The sequence below is a fragment of the Geobacter metallireducens GS-15 genome (genome assembly GCF_000012925.1).
Taxonomy (GTDB): domain Bacteria; phylum Desulfobacterota; class Desulfuromonadia; order Geobacterales; family Geobacteraceae; genus Geobacter; species Geobacter metallireducens.
Genome location: NC_007517.1, coordinates 3,943,289 through 3,959,716 on the forward strand (window position 1 = coordinate 3,943,289; position 16,428 = coordinate 3,959,716).

The 16,428-nt window shown below is 59.4% G+C and carries 16 protein-coding genes and 3 tRNA genes; 7 read left to right on the plus strand and 12 right to left on the minus strand.

Features of this window, described 5'->3' with window-relative positions; translation table 11 throughout:
- Positions 1-3 precede the first annotated feature (3 nt).
- Positions 4-333, minus strand: coding sequence for a CGGC domain-containing protein (locus GMET_RS17600; RefSeq protein ID WP_004513667.1), 330 nt, complete (start codon positions 331-333; stop codon positions 4-6).
- A 199-nt stretch (positions 334-532) separates the two neighbouring features.
- On the opposite strand from GMET_RS17600, the gene pruA reads away from it, so the two are divergent.
- Positions 533-3,544, plus strand: a complete 3,012-nt coding sequence (gene pruA, locus GMET_RS17605; RefSeq protein WP_004513668.1) for an L-glutamate gamma-semialdehyde dehydrogenase — start codon at positions 533-535, stop codon at positions 3,542-3,544.
- Between the two features lie 3 nt (positions 3,545-3,547).
- Here pruA and GMET_RS17610 read toward each other — a convergent pair whose 3' ends face one another.
- Together GMET_RS17610 and GMET_RS17615 are read right to left on the minus strand one after the other, a co-directional pair.
- The gene (locus GMET_RS17610) at positions 3,548-4,309 is read right to left on the minus strand and encodes a hypothetical protein (protein WP_004513669.1); all 762 of its coding nucleotides are present in this window, start codon (positions 4,307-4,309) and stop codon (positions 3,548-3,550) included.
- 286 nt (positions 4,310-4,595) lie between these two features.
- Positions 4,596-6,152, minus strand: a complete 1,557-nt coding sequence (locus GMET_RS17615; protein ID WP_004513670.1) for a hypothetical protein — start codon at positions 6,150-6,152, stop codon at positions 4,596-4,598.
- 803 nt (positions 6,153-6,955) lie between these two features.
- Between GMET_RS17615 and GMET_RS17620 the strand changes: the two genes are divergently transcribed.
- From GMET_RS17620 to nrfD, 6 genes are all read left to right on the plus strand, one after another.
- Positions 6,956-7,168, plus strand: coding sequence for a GSU3473 family protein (locus GMET_RS17620; protein ID WP_004513671.1), 213 nt, complete (start codon positions 6,956-6,958; stop codon positions 7,166-7,168).
- Between the two features lie 131 nt (positions 7,169-7,299).
- Entirely contained in the window at positions 7,300-7,992 is a 693-nt protein-coding gene (locus GMET_RS17625) for a peroxiredoxin-like family protein (protein WP_011366201.1), read from the plus strand.
- Positions 7,989-8,624 carry a carbonic anhydrase gene (locus tag GMET_RS17630; RefSeq protein WP_004513674.1) on the plus strand — a complete coding sequence of 212 codons (636 nt, stop codon included), beginning with the start codon at positions 7,989-7,991 and terminating at the stop codon, positions 8,622-8,624. Before GMET_RS17625 ends, GMET_RS17630 begins: the two co-directional genes overlap by 4 nt.
- Positions 8,625-8,761: 137 nt before the next feature.
- Positions 8,762-9,244 (plus strand): cytochrome c3 family protein, encoded by a 483-nt coding sequence (locus GMET_RS17635; protein ID WP_004513675.1) that lies wholly within the window; start codon positions 8,762-8,764, stop codon positions 9,242-9,244.
- Entirely contained in the window at positions 9,237-10,010 is a 774-nt protein-coding gene (locus tag GMET_RS17640; protein WP_004513676.1) for a 4Fe-4S dicluster domain-containing protein, read from the plus strand. The genes GMET_RS17635 and GMET_RS17640 overlap by 8 nt, the downstream gene beginning before the upstream one ends.
- A 2-nt stretch (positions 10,011-10,012) precedes the next feature.
- A complete protein-coding gene (gene nrfD, locus GMET_RS17645; RefSeq protein WP_004513677.1) occupies positions 10,013-11,266 on the plus strand; it encodes an NrfD/PsrC family molybdoenzyme membrane anchor subunit in 1,254 nt (417 codons plus the stop codon).
- A 109-nt stretch (positions 11,267-11,375) separates the two neighbouring features.
- Here the strand turns inward: nrfD and GMET_RS17650 are convergent, their stop codons facing one another.
- From GMET_RS17650 to GMET_RS17690, 9 genes are all read right to left on the minus strand, one after another.
- Entirely contained in the window at positions 11,376-11,813 is a 438-nt protein-coding gene (locus tag GMET_RS17650) for a GSU0071 family protein (protein ID WP_004513678.1), read from the minus strand.
- A gap of 446 nt (positions 11,814-12,259) precedes the next feature.
- Positions 12,260-12,865, minus strand: coding sequence for an OmpW family outer membrane protein (locus GMET_RS17655; protein WP_004513679.1), 606 nt, complete (start codon positions 12,863-12,865; stop codon positions 12,260-12,262).
- A gap of 40 nt (positions 12,866-12,905) precedes the next feature.
- A complete protein-coding gene (gene elbB / locus GMET_RS17660; protein ID WP_004513680.1) occupies positions 12,906-13,559 on the minus strand; it encodes an isoprenoid biosynthesis glyoxalase ElbB in 654 nt (217 codons plus the stop codon).
- Positions 13,560-13,735: 176 nt separating this feature from the next.
- Positions 13,736-14,251, minus strand: coding sequence for a tRNA adenosine(34) deaminase TadA (gene tadA, locus GMET_RS17665; protein ID WP_004513681.1), 516 nt, complete (start codon positions 14,249-14,251; stop codon positions 13,736-13,738).
- 23 nt (positions 14,252-14,274) lie between these two features.
- Positions 14,275-15,378 (minus strand): hypothetical protein, encoded by a 1,104-nt coding sequence (locus GMET_RS17670; RefSeq protein WP_011366202.1) that lies wholly within the window; start codon positions 15,376-15,378, stop codon positions 14,275-14,277.
- 174 nt (positions 15,379-15,552) lie between these two features.
- Positions 15,553-15,629 (minus strand) — tRNA-Arg (locus GMET_RS17675).
- Positions 15,630-15,636: 7 nt separating this feature from the next.
- The gene (locus GMET_RS17680; RefSeq protein ID WP_004513683.1) at positions 15,637-16,128 is read right to left on the minus strand and encodes a DUF2155 domain-containing protein; all 492 of its coding nucleotides are present in this window, start codon (positions 16,126-16,128) and stop codon (positions 15,637-15,639) included.
- A gap of 49 nt (positions 16,129-16,177) precedes the next feature.
- Positions 16,178-16,270, minus strand: a tRNA-Ser gene (locus GMET_RS17685).
- A gap of 20 nt (positions 16,271-16,290) precedes the next feature.
- A tRNA-Ser gene (locus GMET_RS17690) sits at positions 16,291-16,376 on the minus strand.
- Between the last annotated feature and the right edge of the window lie 52 nt (positions 16,377-16,428).

Sequence of the window (16,428 nt, forward strand, 5' to 3'; positions counted from 1 at the left end):
AACTCAGTGGGTCCAGTCGATGATCCGGGTCTCGGGACCGACCTTTTTCTCCACGGCGCCCTTGATGGCGGCGAAATGGGGGCAGGGATACCCGATGGGATTGCCATTTTTCATGCAGGAGGCGAACACGATCGCCTCCGCTCCGCGCTCGACCATCATCTTGGCCCTGGTCACGGCTTTTTTGCCGGAGCAGCCGCCGCACGAAAGAAACCCGATGATCTCCACCGGCCCGGTTTCCGCAAAGGCCAGGCTCCCCTCACGGGCGACCTTGAAATCGGTGCTCCCCGGACACATATCCTCGGTCAGCTGACACCGGATGATTCCCACTTTCATCGCTGCGTTCCTCCCTCTCGTTTTTCTGCTCGAATGACTACACCAGCCGGAACCATATAAGGCTTCCCTCCCGTTGCATCGTCGCCATGCAGGATTACAATGGTTGTACCCTTTTATAGCATCTCACCGGGTTTTTTAAAAAGACAGACTACGCGACACCACGAGCTTCGCCCCGGTGGCCCTCACGAAGGAGCACAGCATGCACAGCAGCGAACTGAACGCCAGAATCGTCAGCCGCGGCAAGGAATTTTTCACCAGCATCGCCGGCGAGAAGCCGTCCCTCTTCGACAAGGGGGCCTGGATGGGAAAGGCCATGGACTGGAGCATGCGGAACGACCAGTTCAAGGTCCAGCTGTTCCGGTTCGTGGACGTGTTCCCCTCCCTCACCACCAGCAGGCTCCTGACGGAGCACATCCGCGAGTACTTCGGGGATGAGGAGGCAATGCCCCCGTTCATGGCCACTGGGGCCAAGGTGGCGGGGATGCTCGGCTCCTTCGGCGGCGCCGTGCTGAACCGGGTGCTCACCTCCAATGTCGAGGATATGGCCCGCCAGTTCATCGTGGGTGAAACCACGAAGGAGGCGGTGAAGAACCTGGAAAAACTCCGGAAAGACGGCTTCGCCGCCGTGGTGGATGTCCTCGGCGAGGCGACTCTTTCGGAGGAGGAGGCCGAGGCCTACACGAACACGTACCTGGAGCTTCTGGAGACGCTGAAGAAGGAGCAGGGAACCTGGAAGGGACTACCGGGCACGGGGGGCGATCCGGATCTCGACTGGGGCCACGCCCCCAGGGTGAATATCGCGGTAAAGCCCACGGCCCTCTACTGTCTCGCCAATCCCCAGGATTTCGAGGGGTCGGTGGTCGCCATCCTGAACCGGATGCGCCGCATCTTCCGGAAGGTCATGGCGCTAAACGGCTTCCTCTGTATCGACATGGAATCGTACCGCTTCAAGGACATGACTCTGGAGGTCTTTCGCCGCCTCAGGCTGGAGCATCCGGGCTATCCCCACCTGGGGATCGCGCTCCAGGCCTACCAGAAGGATACGGACCGGGACCTGGACGGCCTCCTGGCCTGGGCGAAGGAGCAGGGGGTCCCGATCTCCATCCGCCTCGTGAAGGGGGCCTACTGGGACTACGAGACCGTCCGGGCCCGGCAGAACGGCTGGGAGGTGCCGGTATGGACCATCAAGGCCGAAACCGATGCCGCCTTCGAGCGCCAGTCCCGAAAGATTCTGGAAAACCACGCCGTCTGCCACTTCGCCTGCGGCTCCCACAACATCCGCACCATTTCGGCGGTCATGGAGCTGGCGCGGGAACTGAACGTCCCCCCTGACCGCTACGAGTTCCAGGTCCTCTACGGCATGGCCGAGCCGGTCCGCAAGGGGATCCTCAGGGTTGCGGGGCGCATCCGCCTCTACTGTCCCTACGGGAGCATGGTGCCGGGGATGGGGTACCTGGTGCGCCGGCTCCTGGAGAACACCGCCAACGAATCGTTTCTGCGCAAGAGCTTTGCCGAGGAGGCCCGGATCGAACAGCTCCTGGAAGACCCGGCCGTGGCGGCGGAGCGGGAGCGGGAAGCCCGGGCCGCCAGGCCGGAAAAGGAGCGGACGGGCCCCGACGGTCTCCCCCCCTTCGGGAACGAGCCGATGGTGGATTTCACCCGGCCCGACCACCGCGCCGCCTTTCCGGATGCGTTGGCCCGGGTGCGGACTCAACGTGGAAAAACCTATCCCCTCTTCATCAACGGTAAAGAGGTCCTGACCGCCGAACTCATGCCGACCGTGAACCCCAACAACCCCTCCGAGGTCCTGGGGCAGATCTGCCAGGCCGGGACAAAGGAGGCGGGGGATGCCGTCGCCGCAGCCAAGGCCGCCTTTCCGGCGTGGCGCGACACCGATCCCCGGACCCGCGCCGACTATCTCCTCAAGGCAGCTCTGATAGCCCGCACGCGGATTTTCGACCTCTCCGCCTGGCAGATCCTCGAAATCGGCAAGCAGTGGGACCAGGCCTATGCCGACGTGACCGAGGCCATTGATTTTCTGGAATACTACGCCCGGGAGATGATGCGGTTGGGAGAGCCCCAACGGCTCGGCCACGCACCGGGGGAGCTGAACCATTACTGCTACGAGCCCCGGGGAGTGGCCGCGGTCATCGCCCCCTGGAACTTCCCCCTGGCCATCAGCACGGGGATGGCTGCGGCGGCAATCGTCACCGGCAACTGCGTGGTCTACAAGCCGTCGGGCCTCACCCCCATCGTCGGCTGGCACCTGGCGGAGCTCTTCCGGGAGGCGAGGCTCCCCGACGGGGTCTTCAACTACGTGCCGGGGCGGAGCTCGGTCATGGGAGACTACTTGGTGGACCACCCGGACGTGAGCCTCATCGCCTTCACCGGCTCCCTGGAGACGGGCTTGAGGATCAACGAGCGGGCCGCCAGGGTCCAGCCTGGTCAGGCCAACGTGAAACGGGTCATCTGCGAGATGGGGGGGAAGAACGCCATCATCATCGACGACGACGCGGACCTGGACGAGGCGGTCCCCCAGGTGCTCTCATCGGCCTTCGGGTTCCAGGGGCAGAAGTGCTCGGCCTGCTCCCGGGTCATCGTGCTGGACGCCATCCATGACCGGTTCGTGGCGCGGCTCGTGGCCATGGCCCGGGCCATCTCGGTGGGTCCGCCGGAGGACCCGGCCCACTCCATGGGGGCCGTGGCCGACGACAACGCCATGAAGAGGATCAGGGAGTACATTGAAATCGGGAAAACGGAGGGGCAGCTCCTCCACGAAGGGCCGGTGCCGGCCGGCACCGGGTACTACGTCCCCATGACCATCATCGGCGGCATCCGGCCCGAGCACTGCATCGCCCGGGAGGAGATCTTCGGCCCGGTGCTGGCGGTCATGCGGGCCAAGGACTTCGATGAGGCCATCCAATGGGCAAACGCCCCCCGGTTTGCCCTCACGGGAGGGGTCTTCAGCCGCAGCCCCGAGCACCTGGCAAAGGCGAGGCGGGAGTTTCGGGTGGGAAACCTCTACCTCAACCGCGGCATCACCGGCGCCCTCGTGGAGCGGCAACCCTTTGGCGGCTCCCGCATGTCGGGGGGAGGGACCAAGGCGGGGGGACCTGACTACCTCCTCCACTTCATGGACCCGCGAACGGTGACCGAGAACACCATGCGGCGCGGCTTCGCGCCGAGCGACGAGGAGAGCGGCCGCCTTTAAAACTCAGAAGGCAAACCCCACCTTAAGCCCGACATGGTGCGCCACGGAATCGGGCTGGAAGGCACCGGAGGCTACCAGGACCGCACCTGCGGAACCGGAAGATTTCTCCACCCGCACCGTGTCGGACTGGCCGAATTCCATCTGCTCGTAGAAGACGCCGATCCTCCACTGCCCGAATGTGGCGCCGGCTTCGGCGAAAGCCGACGGTTTATTCTTGGGCTCGGTGACAAAATCGTTGTACCCATCCGAACTCCAGTCGGTATGAACGCGGGTGTACACGGGGAGGGTGACTCCTCCTTCGGCAAACAGATGCTTCGTCGCACCCCGCACACCGATCCTTCCGTAAAAACTGTTCCAGTCCTCGACCGAAAGGGATCTCAGCCAGAATTTATGGCCCAGCACGGCAAAGGGCGAAACCGAAAAAGCTTCCCCCACCGGCAGCTTCAGCCCCACCCGGACCTCTTCGGTGGTTCCGAAATAGGTTGTATCACCCTCAAGGGGTGCCCAGGTCCCCACCTGGAATCCCCGGTAGTCGACGTTCCCCCCCCAGACCTCAAGAGACGGCCGGATGAACACCCTCTCCCCGACAAAGCCGGTGTAGGCAATGCCGGCACCGCTCACCAGCCCCCTTTCCCTGATAACCCCTTTATCGCTGACGGTTTCCTTCCAGTCGAAGTAGCCGCTCTTGAGAAAAACTTCGGTCTCCCCCGCCCAGGCAGAGGCGGCCAGGCACACGAGCACACACACCGTGAGAACCAGTCGCATACGTCTTCTTCCTCTCCATTTCTTCCGTTTTCGGGGTCACCAGAATTTTCGGTGACCCTGAGACTCTCTTCGGCAGGGGAGAGAAAAACTTTAGGAATAATTTTAGAGAGTTGCATGACGGACCGGCGGCAGTCATTCCCTAAGGAAAGCTCGTGCAACAGCCACGGCAAAGGGGACGGATACCTACGGGGAGGACGTTGGAATGGAAGGGGAGGGAGAATTGATCAGGAAGAGAATACAGAGGGAGATTCCCCCTGCGGGATTACCGCAGGGGGAGAAATCTTTATTAACTCCACCGCCACCAATCATAGTCAAGCACGGGAAGTGGCCACTCGTCGACTTCAGGGGTATTGGACATACGTACCAGGGAGTTCGGGGTCTTGAGGTTCATAAAGAATACGTCATCGTCATTGTTATCCCATGCATATCCAAGGACGTCGACGCCAATCTGGCCATACACCTCTATCCAGCGGACATCAGCCGGGATGGTGCCGAGGGTTGCCACCAGCCTGTTGGTTGCCGCGTCGAAGGACTGGAGCGCACCTCCCCCAAACCCCGTCCCGTCGGTTTTATAGCCGGTGGCCATGACCATGTATTGGGGAGTTGAGCTGACCGCCGGGGCATAGGTGTTGGAGACTGAGGCACCGACCCAGTAGGCATTGGCAGTCTCGCTCAGGACGGTTCCGTCATCCCTGACGGCTACCGCCGTTGGAATTCCTTCCTTAGAGGAGTTGAAATAAACAACTGTCCCCTTGGCTCCCACGAACCCCCACCCGGCTGGGGAGAGGATGACAGGCTCTCCGCCCACCTTCGGTTTCGCCAGCATCTTTCCTCCCTGGTAATACACCACCTTGGTGTCGGTAAAGCCGAAAGGCATCGCCCATGCGCCATCAGTCGGCACGAATGTCTCAGCCGATGTCGGATTGCCGAGGGGCACCTTCAGGATGTTATAGCCACCGTCCGTAACGTAGAGATGATCGCCGTCCTTTACGGTGTTGCCATATATACCCGTTGCGGTGGAAGTGAGCCTCCTGAGTTCCCCCGTGGCCACATGGTAGCCATAGAGATCGCCGTCGACCTCCATGAAGATCCCCTCGAGGGTGGAGTCCACGAACGCGACACTGTTCTTATAGGGGATAACATCCTTGCCGTTCTGGAAGTTCGCATCGTATCGTTTGATCACATTGGCATTGTCTTCAAAGGCGAGCCAACCGATGATGGCGCCGGTCTGGTCGTTAAGAGCTGAAAGGGGTTCCTTGGCCGGGATCGGTGTATCCGTAGCGCTCATCCCCACCCTGACCATCTTATAGCTTGTTCCCGATGCATCTCCTGCTGCCAATGACGCTTGCTTAATAGCTACCGGTTCTACCGGTACCGGTGTGGGTGTAGGTGTGGGTGCTACCGCGACTGCACGAAAAACGACCTGCGCATTGTTATGGTTGGCAAGGTCGGGTGCAACCGTTTCAATGGACTGAACGTCGGCCGCACTGGAGAGCTGGACCGGGGCAGGAGTCGCCCCCTTCAGGGCGCTTACCTTGTACAGTTTCCCCCCCTTCACGTAGACCACCGTGCGGGCGTGGAGATCGGTCACCGTCTTGGCGGCAGCGTCGATGGTGCCGTGTACTATGGTTGCTTCATCAGCATGCGCTTCGCTGTCAACAACCAGGGGGTTTGCGGGATTTGCCGGGTCGACGGCGTGGAGGCTGCCGGCAAAGAAGCGGTAGGTGTCTGTTTGGGTTGCGGCCGGCGCGGCGCCACCACCACCTCCTCCCCCGCAGCCTGCAAACGCCAGGGCAGTCAGCGTGAGGAGCACGAAAGGTACTATCCGCCTGAAATATCTCATACTATCCTCCTTGATAGTTGTAGTAAAACTGCCTTGCCAATACAAAGAGCAAGGTTGTCAGGCTTGCACCCTGACATGGTGAGAAAAGGGGGTCGTATCCACACTCCCGCCAACTGACACCATGCAAACACGCCCCTCGACTTCTGTCTCAGGCCATTGTATTCCTCATGAGACATCACCTCCTGTCGGATTGTTTTACATTCCAATCAGTTGAGCGGAAAAAACCATTGATGGCACATAGGGATTACATAGAAGACTAACGGTGGGGCATGGAGCCTTCACAGTGGCTCCGCATTTGCAGCATAAGGAATGTTCGGGAATGGTTAGAGGATTCCCGAGAGGTGAAAGCGTCATCCGTGGCAAAGCCTTTATGCAATTAATCAAGGTTAATGCAATGTGCGTTCCAGATTATAACATGCCAATAAACAGTTCTTTTTTGATTAAAGGATGTGCCCACTGTAAAGGCGTTCGACGAACTTAGCGGCGTTAATGAAATTTTATGTAATAATTTTCGACACTTGCCCATAGGACCATCGGTAACGTTGCACAAGGACAAAGTATTACCCCGATGACCTTTGCTACACCATGGCACTCACCTCCGCCACATGGCCCTTTATATCGCCCACCGGGCATACGTGCTGGAAACCGTCCGTAGGGTCCGGCCGGGGAACTGGCGGACAATCCCGAAATCCGAAAAGCCTACCCGGGGAGAATGACCGGCCGTTTGACAGCAGCCCCTTCACTGTTAGAATGTGACCATAGTCGACCGTTCCGACCAATCTTTTTTCCAGGAGGTGGCACGGATGCTCATACGGGTCAGATATCAGGACAACACCTACGACATGGTGAAGGCGTGGCGCCTTGAGGAGTACATCGCCACGGGCAAAATTTCCGCCTTCCACCGGGGCAACGAATGGGTGACCGTCAGTCGCGACCAGGTCCGCCACAGCGGCGACACATCCTATGGCGGCCCCGAACGGCGCCGGCGTGAAAACAACCTCTCCCGGGTCGCCTGACCGGAATTCTCCCATGACCGGTGCCCAGAGGCACCGTTTGCATTCTTCCAGCCCGGCCGACAGATAACTGTTCCGCCACACCCCGATTCAGACTACACAGTGCCTGTCGGCCCCTGCACGGGAGGCGGCCCATGGACGGTGAGCAGCCGACCTTCATTTTCGAGCTCCAGAAGGAGCTTGACGCGATTCGGGAAAACTTCAGGGCAACGGCATCTCCTGACGTCGTTACCGCCATGGATCGGTCTGCGGAGGAACTCATCCGCGCCGGGATCGTGGAACGGGCACTGCAGGTGGGCTCCCCTGCACCGGATTTTGCCCTCCCCAACGCCGTGGGGCGGGAAGTCCGCCTCTCGTCGGTCACAGCTCGGGGGCCCTCGGTAATCACCTTCTACCGCGGAGCCTGGTGACCTTACTGCAGCCTGCAGTTGCGGGCCTACCAGAAAATCCTTCCCCAGCTCAAGTTACTGGGGGGAGAGCTCCTCGCCATCTCCCCCCAGACCCCTGACAAGACCCAGGCGACCCTCCTCAAGAACTTCCTCGAATACGAGGTATTGAGCGACGTGGGGAACCGTGTCGCGAAACGTTTCGGCCTCGTTTACCCGGTGGGCGCCGAGGTACGGCGGATCTACCTGGGCTTCGGCGTCGACCTGGCCGAGTACAACGGCGACGACTCCTGGGAACTCCCTCTCCCCGGCACCTTCGTCATCGACCGGACCATGACCGTCCGGCTTTCCTTTGTGGATGCAGACTATACCCGGCGCCTGGAGCCCGCCGCAATCCTCGACACCCTCCGGGCAATGCGGGATGTGGGGGGTATTCCGTGATTACCACGCTTCTGGAAGGAAACCGGCGCTTCGTGGCCGAGACGTTCGAGAAGGAGAAGGAGTTGTTTGTCGAACTGACGCGGGGACAGAAACCGACAGTTCTCTGGATCGGTTGCTCCGACTCGCGGGTGCCGGTCAACACCATCACCCAGACCAAGGCCGGCGAGGTCTTCGTCCACCGCAACGTGGGGAATATCGTCGCCGCCAACGACTGGAACCTCTCCGCTGTCCTGGAATTCTCCATCAACCACCTGAAGATCCCCGACATCGTCATCTGCGGCCACTACGGCTGTGGCGGCATCCAGGCCCTCGACGAGGAAAACAGCGACGACAAATACATTCCCATCTGGCTCATCAACGCCTACAAGGCAAAGGAACGGGTCGACGAAAAGCTCCGGGCGCTCCACATAGATATTCCCCATGAGCAGCGGATGAAGCTGATCGTGGAGGAGAATGTCCGCCTCCAGCTGGAACACCTGCGCGAATACCCCTTTGTCCGCAGGGCCGTGGAAGAGGGAAAACTAACCCTTAACGGCTGGGTCTACGACATGGGCAACGGCGAGATCAGGATAGTCGCCACCGAGAGTGCGCCCAGGATCGGGAAGGGGACATGCAGCATTAAAATAAAATAACATCGTTATATTTTTCAGAAAATTTACGAACCAGCCTATTGCAATAGCCTTTCACTACTTATACAATCAACAAAACACAACATCAAAATCGGCTTAGCGATCAGCTTTTCCTTCACATCTCTCAAGGAGGCAACCCGGTGAAAAGTCATGTCTGGCGCCCCCTGTTCGTGGCTCTCGGTCTCGTCATCCTCATCCTCGTTGCCAGGGTCTTCGTGGTTCCCGCGGATTTCGGCATCGGAGAGCGGGGCTACATGTACGGCTGGCACCGCAAGGGAAACGAGGAGGAGTGGAAGAAGGTCACGGTCAAGTACAAGACCAAGGCATACTGCAAGGAATGCCACGGGGAAAAGGTGGAGAGCATCGGCCGCTCCCCCCACGGTGTCCTGCAGTGTGAAAACTGCCACGGGCCGGCCCTGGACCACCCGAAAGACCCGCCGACTCTCACCATCGACCACAGCCGCAAGCTCTGCATCCGGTGCCACGCCAAGCTCGACACACCATCCAGCGGCAGGTCGAAGATCCGCGGCATCGATCCCGAGACCCACAATCCCGAGGCCGAATGCAGCCTCTGCCACGACCCCCACCACCCGAACCTGGAGGAGCTGAAACGCCATGAATAGACGCGAGTTTCTCAAGCGGAGCATGGTTGTCGTGGCCGGCATGGCGGTGCCGGCGGCGGCCCTACACCTCATCGACCCGAAACAGCTTCTGGCAGCAAAGCCGGAACTCCGCTGGGCCTTCCTGGTGGATGCCTACAAGTGCGTCGGCTGCGGATTCTGCGTCAAGGCGTGCAAACTGGAGAACGAGGTACCCTATGAGGCCAATGTTTCCCGCACCTGGGTGGAGCGCTATGTGGTGAAGAAGGACGGTGAAGTCCTGATAGACTCCCCCAAGGCGGCCCGGGATGGGTTCACCACGAAGAAAATCGAGGTGGGAGAAGGGAAGTTCCGGGAGGTGAAGGACGAGGAGATCGAGAAGGCCTTCTTTGTGCCGAAACTCTGCAACCAGTGCGAGAATCCCCCCTGCGTTCAGGTCTGTCCCGTGGGGGCCACCTACGCCACGGCGGACGGGGTGGTGCTCGTGGACCGGAAGTGGTGCATCGGCTGCGGTTACTGCATCATGGGGTGCCCCTACGGGGTCCGCTTCTTCCACCCGGTCCACAAGACGGCGGAGAAATGCAACTTCTGCTACCACCGGATCACCAAGGGGATGAAGTCGGCCTGCGTCGACGCCTGCCCCTTCGGGGCCCGGCAGATCGGCAACCTCCGGGACCCCGACGACCCGGTCACCAAGGTGATCATGACCGAGCGGGTCGGCATCCTCAAGGAGGAGTACGGAACCAAGCCCCAGGTCTACTACATCGGCCTGTCCAAGGAGGTACGCTAGCCATGCTGCATGGGGAAGCCTGGACCGTTAAGGAGCTCTTCGTCTATCCCAACGAGTATATCTACTGGACCATCCAGATCGTCATGTACCCGTTCCTCACGGGTCTTGTGGCCGGGGCCTTCGTGCTGTCGTCCCTCTACCACGTCTTCGGCGTCACGAAGCTGAAGGAGATCGCCCGTTTCTCCCTGGTCTTTTCCTTCGCCCTACTCCCCTGCGCCCCCATGCCGCTCCTCCTCCACCTCCAGCAGCCCCAGCGGAACCTCAATGTCCTCATGACCCCCCACTTCACCTCGGCCATCGCCGCCTTCGGGATTGTCTTCCTCACCTACGGGATGATCGTCGCCTCGGAGCTCTGGTTCGTCTACCGTGGTTACTTCGTCACCACCGCCCGGGAGCTGCGCCTGAAGCCGAACCGCACCCTCTCCGAAACCTTCCTCATGGGCCTCTACTCGATCCTCGTGATGGGAGCCTGGGACGTGAGCCACCACGCCCTGGAGCAGGACGAGAGGGCGGTGAAGATCCTGGCCGCGGTCGGCATTCCCGTGGCCTGCTTTCTCCATGGCTACGCCGGCTTCATCTTCGGCTCGGTGAAGGCCAACGCCCTCTGGATGACGCCGCTCATGCCGGTCATCTTCATCTGCTCGGCGGTGGTCTCGGGGATTGCCCTCTGCATTCTCACCTACGTCATCACCATGGAGCTGAGAAAACTCATCATTGCCTGGCGGTGGAAGGAGAACCCCTCCCTCCCCTCCCCCGGTGAACTGGGAGGGGTGGAGACCCAGGTGGTGACGATGACCTCCAGGTATCTCATCATGTTCCTCATCCTCGCCATCACCCTGGAGCTTCTCGACCTGATCTTCCGGGGGTACACGGCGGTCAAATCGTGGGATATCCTCCGAAGCGTCATCTACGGCAAGGACTTCACCTCAATCTTCATCCTCCAGTACGGGCTCGGGAACCTGGTTCCCTTCATCCTGTTCCTCATGCCGGGACTCACGGTCCGCCGGGCGGTGGTCGGGACGGTCCTCGTCCTCTTCGGGGTCTTCATGATGCGGTGGAACGTGGTCATCGGCGGCCAGGCCTTCTCCGCCTCCTTTGCCGGGTTCATGCACTATCACATGCCGATCTGGCCCCACGACATGGAGACCTTCAAGGAGGGGCTCTTCGGCGCCCTCATGGTGGGCTCTATCCCCTTCGCCCTCTTCTGGCTCCTTTCCCGCATCTTCCCAATCTTCGACCTGAAGGAACCCCACTGACCTCTCCCCGTTCTTCGGCACAAAAAAGGGCGGCCTGCATGGCCGCCCGGAGAAAGGACGTTCGGAGAGGGCTCGCGCCGGATGATGCGAGCAACCCTCTTTTCCGGCTTTACGCCAGGGTCTTCGCTTCCCGTTCCACGATCTCGATGATCTCGCGGTAGATGGCAATCATGACGCCGATCTCACGCCACTTCTTCGCCACCATCCTGAGCAGAGACAAAGCGTGGACCAACGTGCCGGAAAAAACGAAGATTCCGGCGATTCGGGTATCCTCGTTTCCCATCATGTAGCAGGAGACGACCCCCACGGTGATCATGGAGGCAAACCACGCCAGTTCCGGACCCTTGAAGGGGTTCTCCATGAGCGTAAGGAAATCAACATAGTAGCGGGAAAGCCCCCGCACCTTCTTGAGGAATTCAGCCAGCTCGTCCCCTGCATATCTCAGGTATGCATAGGAGATGAACCGGTCCGCCGCCGACTTTTTCCCCGTTTTCATCCGCTCGTTCACGTACTTGTCAATAGCCTCATCAATAACTGTCGTGTCCATAAACCCACCCTTCTGTCTACTGTCCACTTCAAGACGTATAACAGGTCGGGAAATTTTCCCGCAACCACTGGCCTGGCAAAGAATTGACGACGCATTTTCGACGTCTTCCATGTTCCTTTGCGCAGAATTAAACTACACAAATCGTGCCAGCAGATGCCCGCTTCGCATCTTATGGTTTTTTCTTCAGTGGTTACAGGCAGTTCGGGCAATGTTCCTTATGTGTATATCATTTTACTACAGTTTCATATTTTACATCATATCAGGTCACATTATATTTCTGTTAACACGCGGATCGTTGTACGGCGGGCATTTACATCTGGAGGAGGGACAGTGACGCGGCATCGGGCATTTCGCAGCGGCGCGAAGCGCCCCAGCACATTTTCGTAGCGATGCGAAAAAGGAGAGATGTGTCGGAGGGGCAGCCGGGCCGCCCCTCCAGAAATGAGCTAATTGAAGAAAAATCTTACACCCACGGTACCGGCAACGCCGCTCGGGTCAAAATTTCCCGGTCTGCCTTCCGCCGTCATGTCGACCTCGGGAGCAATAACCCCTTTGACCTCGGCGTTCAACACAAGCTGTCTGGTGACGAAATAATCAACACCCCCGTTGACATGGACTCCAACTCCCGTGTCCACATGGGCCTTTGTGCCCGAAGGGCGCGTATAATCGATCAGCAGGATGTCGAGACCACCCCCTGCGTAAGGGACAAACTTGGATTGGGGCAACAGGAATCGATACTGCCCCCCCAGGGAGACGTTCACAACCTCAAAGTCCCCCTCGTCCAGTCCCGAAACGCGGTTGGAGCCGAATTCGGTATGCGTCACGTCGATCTCGGCCGCTATGTTATCGGTAATGCCGTAGATCACCCCGCCTCCGCCGATGAACCCGACGTCGGTCTCCAACTTGCGGTCGTCAAAATCACTCTCGGCAGGGAGGTAAACACCGAGCCGCCCCGTAACGCCCAACTTTCCCTTGATGCTGTCGGCCAGCGCCGTGCCGCTGAGGCCGGCAACAGCCACAACAATCCATGCCACGGTTACCAATCGCTTCATCCTTTCTCCTCCTTGATTAGAATGTGCTGGCGCACCGTCTTCACGCCATGTCGATGACCGTCTTCACCGCCTTCTCGATCCCTTCGGCCGCTTCAGAGATCCGGTTGGCAAGCATGTAGGCGGGGGTGGTGACAATCTTGTTCTCCCGGTCCACCACAAATTCCGTAACTGGACAATCAACATGCTCGCTCCCCGTAGCGGCAATTGCTGCCGCCGTGCCGGCGTCGGTCCCGATGGTCACTTTCGGCTTGTAGTCACGGCCGAGGGTTGCGGCGATGAGAGCCGGAGCGATGCAGATGGCGCCAATGGGCTTCTTCGCGAGGGCCATCTCCCGGATAAGCCGCGCCACCTCGGGATGGATGGCCGCATCTGCCCCCTTCTCCGCGAAATTGCAAAGGTTCTTTGCCGCCCCGAAACCGCCGGGAAAGACGACGGCATCCAGGTCGGCAGCCGCAATCTCCGCCACGTTCCTGATCTTGCCGCGTGCGATCCGGGCCGACTCCACGAGGGTATTGCGGACGGCGCCGGTCTCCTGGGAGGTGAGATGGTTCACCTCGCGAAATTCCATGTCGGGCGCCAGGCATACCGCCTCTGCCCCGTTCCGGTCGATGGCAAGCAGGGTAAAAACCGCCTCGTGAATCTCACTACCGTCGTAAACACCACAGCCGGAAAGGACAACTCCGATTTTCTTCATGCGCTCTCCTCCTTGTTTTCGTTGCGGGATGGCGGACGCCGGTCATATCTGGCGTGAATGGAGTAATAGAGGGTACCAAAGTGGAGTAAAGTGTAATCCCTCTCCCCCCTCTCCGCAAGGATGATTTTTACACGCTTGTGTCAATTACTGGAGGAAAAGGCTTACAGGAGGAGAGATCAGATACCGGCCGATGGTGCGCGACGGGCCTTCTTTTTCCGTGTGCGGAGATCGGCGAAAAAACCGCTCAGGATTGCGGAACATTCCTCTTCCCGCACCCGGGAAGTGAGTTCAACCCGGTGATTGAGCCGGCGGTCATCGGAGAGGTCGTAGAGGGAACCGGCCGCGCCTCCCTTGGGATCATGGCAGCCGAAGACCACCCGGTCGAACCGGGCGAGGATGATGGCCCCCATGCACATGAGGCACGGCTCAAGGGTCACATAGAGAACGCATCCCGTAAGGCGCCAGCACCCGAGTCGCCTGGCGGCCTGACGGATGGCTATCATTTCGGCGTGGGCCGAGGGGTCCTGCTTATTTTCCCGCAGGTTGTGCCCACGACCGATTACTGCGCCATTTCTGACAACGACAGCACCAATGGGGACCTCGTCCCGGGCAGCGGCCTTTTCCGCTTCTCGCAGGGCCTTCCCCATCCAGTAGCTGTCGTCCCGCACTCCCTCGGCTTTACGGCGAACCATCCGATCCGGTTCCTCTCCGTCGGTTATTGATACTGAACGTACAGGGGCTTCGGATCCAGCATGAGCACCTCGCGAGGGGTCATCATCGGGTCTCCCTTCTTGGTGTCATTGTGGTAGAAAAGCTTGAACCCCGTATACTGGACCGGCTCTGCCACGATATAGTCGGCATAGGAATCGCGCTTCAGCGAAGGTGCGCCCCAGCCGTCCATGTGCATGACGATCTGCACTTCGGGCCGGAGGGTGATTTTGCGTGCATTGGTGACGCCGTTGCGGGTAAAGCGATGTACCGTCAGCACCTTGGGAGGGAGGTTATTGGTCTTTACCAGGCGGCTGAGATACTCGGTGACGTAGTTGATATCGGCAGCATCGTAGGTGCCGATTTTCGTCCCCGGCTTCGCCCCGCTTTTGACAAGGTTAAATTCAGGATCGATGCCCAGATGAACGTCGGGATTTTTCAGGAGCCACTCGAAGCGCGGCAGAAGCGTCCTGATGTTCTCGTGCCCCGTCTGGATATCGATAAACATGAGGGCATTGGCCTCCCGTGCCCATTCATGCACCTGATTCACCACGTCATCCGGCATGACCATCCGGTATTTGCCACTCTTGCCAGGGTCACCCTGGGCTACCACTGCAATAAGATGAAGGGCCGGTTGCACCGGCTTCGAGGGGTCCGCCTTTTCCCAGCGGGACACCTCTTCCTTCAAGCGCCGCAGCATGTCATCCTTCGGATGTTCGCCCAGCGCCCCCATCTTCTTTGAAAGCGGATTCCCGTAATAGGCAACGATGCGCCTCCCGGGAAGGATCGCCCCCGGCAACGGGTTGGGGCTCTTCACGGGCCATCCGGCCTGCGCGGCCACCTCGGGGTTCTCGCCGGTCCGGTACCGGTTCTTCGGCGTGGCAACCCTCGAACTGGAAACAGGTTTAAAGCGTGGCTCTTCTGGTTGGGGAGGAGGAGCAACCGTCTTCTTTCCAGCAATCGCCGTTGACTCCAACGTCTCAACGGAACGACTGCTCTCCTGTTGTGCCTTGTTGAACTTGCATCCTGGCAGAACGGACAGCAGGAAGAGAACGCCGCACGCCGCAACGGCTACAACCCGGCGCCGCATGTAGGGGATATGTGATTTCACGTATGACTCCATCAAGAGAACAGTAGCTATGAACAACTCGTCAAGGCATAAGACTAGCAGGTTTCGTACCATTTCGGCCACATTCATCGCTCAACCGGTCACGCTGTCAGGTGGGCGCCCCACGCCTGAAAAGAAGAGGGGTTACGGCTCTTGCCGTAACCCCTCTTGTAAAAATGGCGCGCTCGAAGAGATTCGAACTCCTGACCCCCAGATTCGTAGTCTGGTGCTCTATCCAGCTGAGCTACGAGCGCGCATGCATTAACTGGCAGGAATGAAATCCACCAGCGTAAAACCGTACTTGGGATGACTGAATGAATGGGTCGTCGGATACAGCGAAAAAAGCCATCCCTTGAAAACTTCTTTTCCACCTTCAATGATTCGGATCTGGGCTGCCGGGTTTTTCGGCTCATTGGACTGGGACGTCAGGGTCGTTCCATCCATGGTAAATTGGGGGAGGAACGTGTCCACCGCAATGGTAAGTCCCGAGCCGGGAATTGCAAGCTGAGAGCCGATATTTACCGTGTAAACGGCTTCCTTGTTGACAGCCTTATCCGTGACGGCGATCTTGACCGCTTTCCACTTCCCCTTGACGCTTTCAGGGACGACAACTACCGATTCTTTCTTTTTTGTCGCCGCCTCCCCATGGGGAGATGCCATTCCCTCAGGCTTTGCTTCTTCCTTCTTGCTGCAACCGGCAACCGCTGCCATTACCATGGCAACTACCACAAAGAGCCTGAAAACCGACCCCACAAGGCCTCCTCAATCCGAATCGCGCCGGCACCGCCGTCGCGCTGTCAACTGGCGGAGAGAGAGGGATTCGAACCCTCGATACCGGTTTCCCAGTATACTCGCTTAGCAGGCGAGCGCCTTCGACCTACTCGGCCATCTCTCCCTTAAACTCATATCTGATAATGGCGGAGGAGGTAGGATTCGAACCCACGGAACTTTCGTTCAACGGTTTTCAAGACCGCCGCCTTAAACCACTCGGCCACTCCTCCGGGAGTCCAACCGATCCAACCTTATTATCCGCCCTACGCAGCCACACGGAAC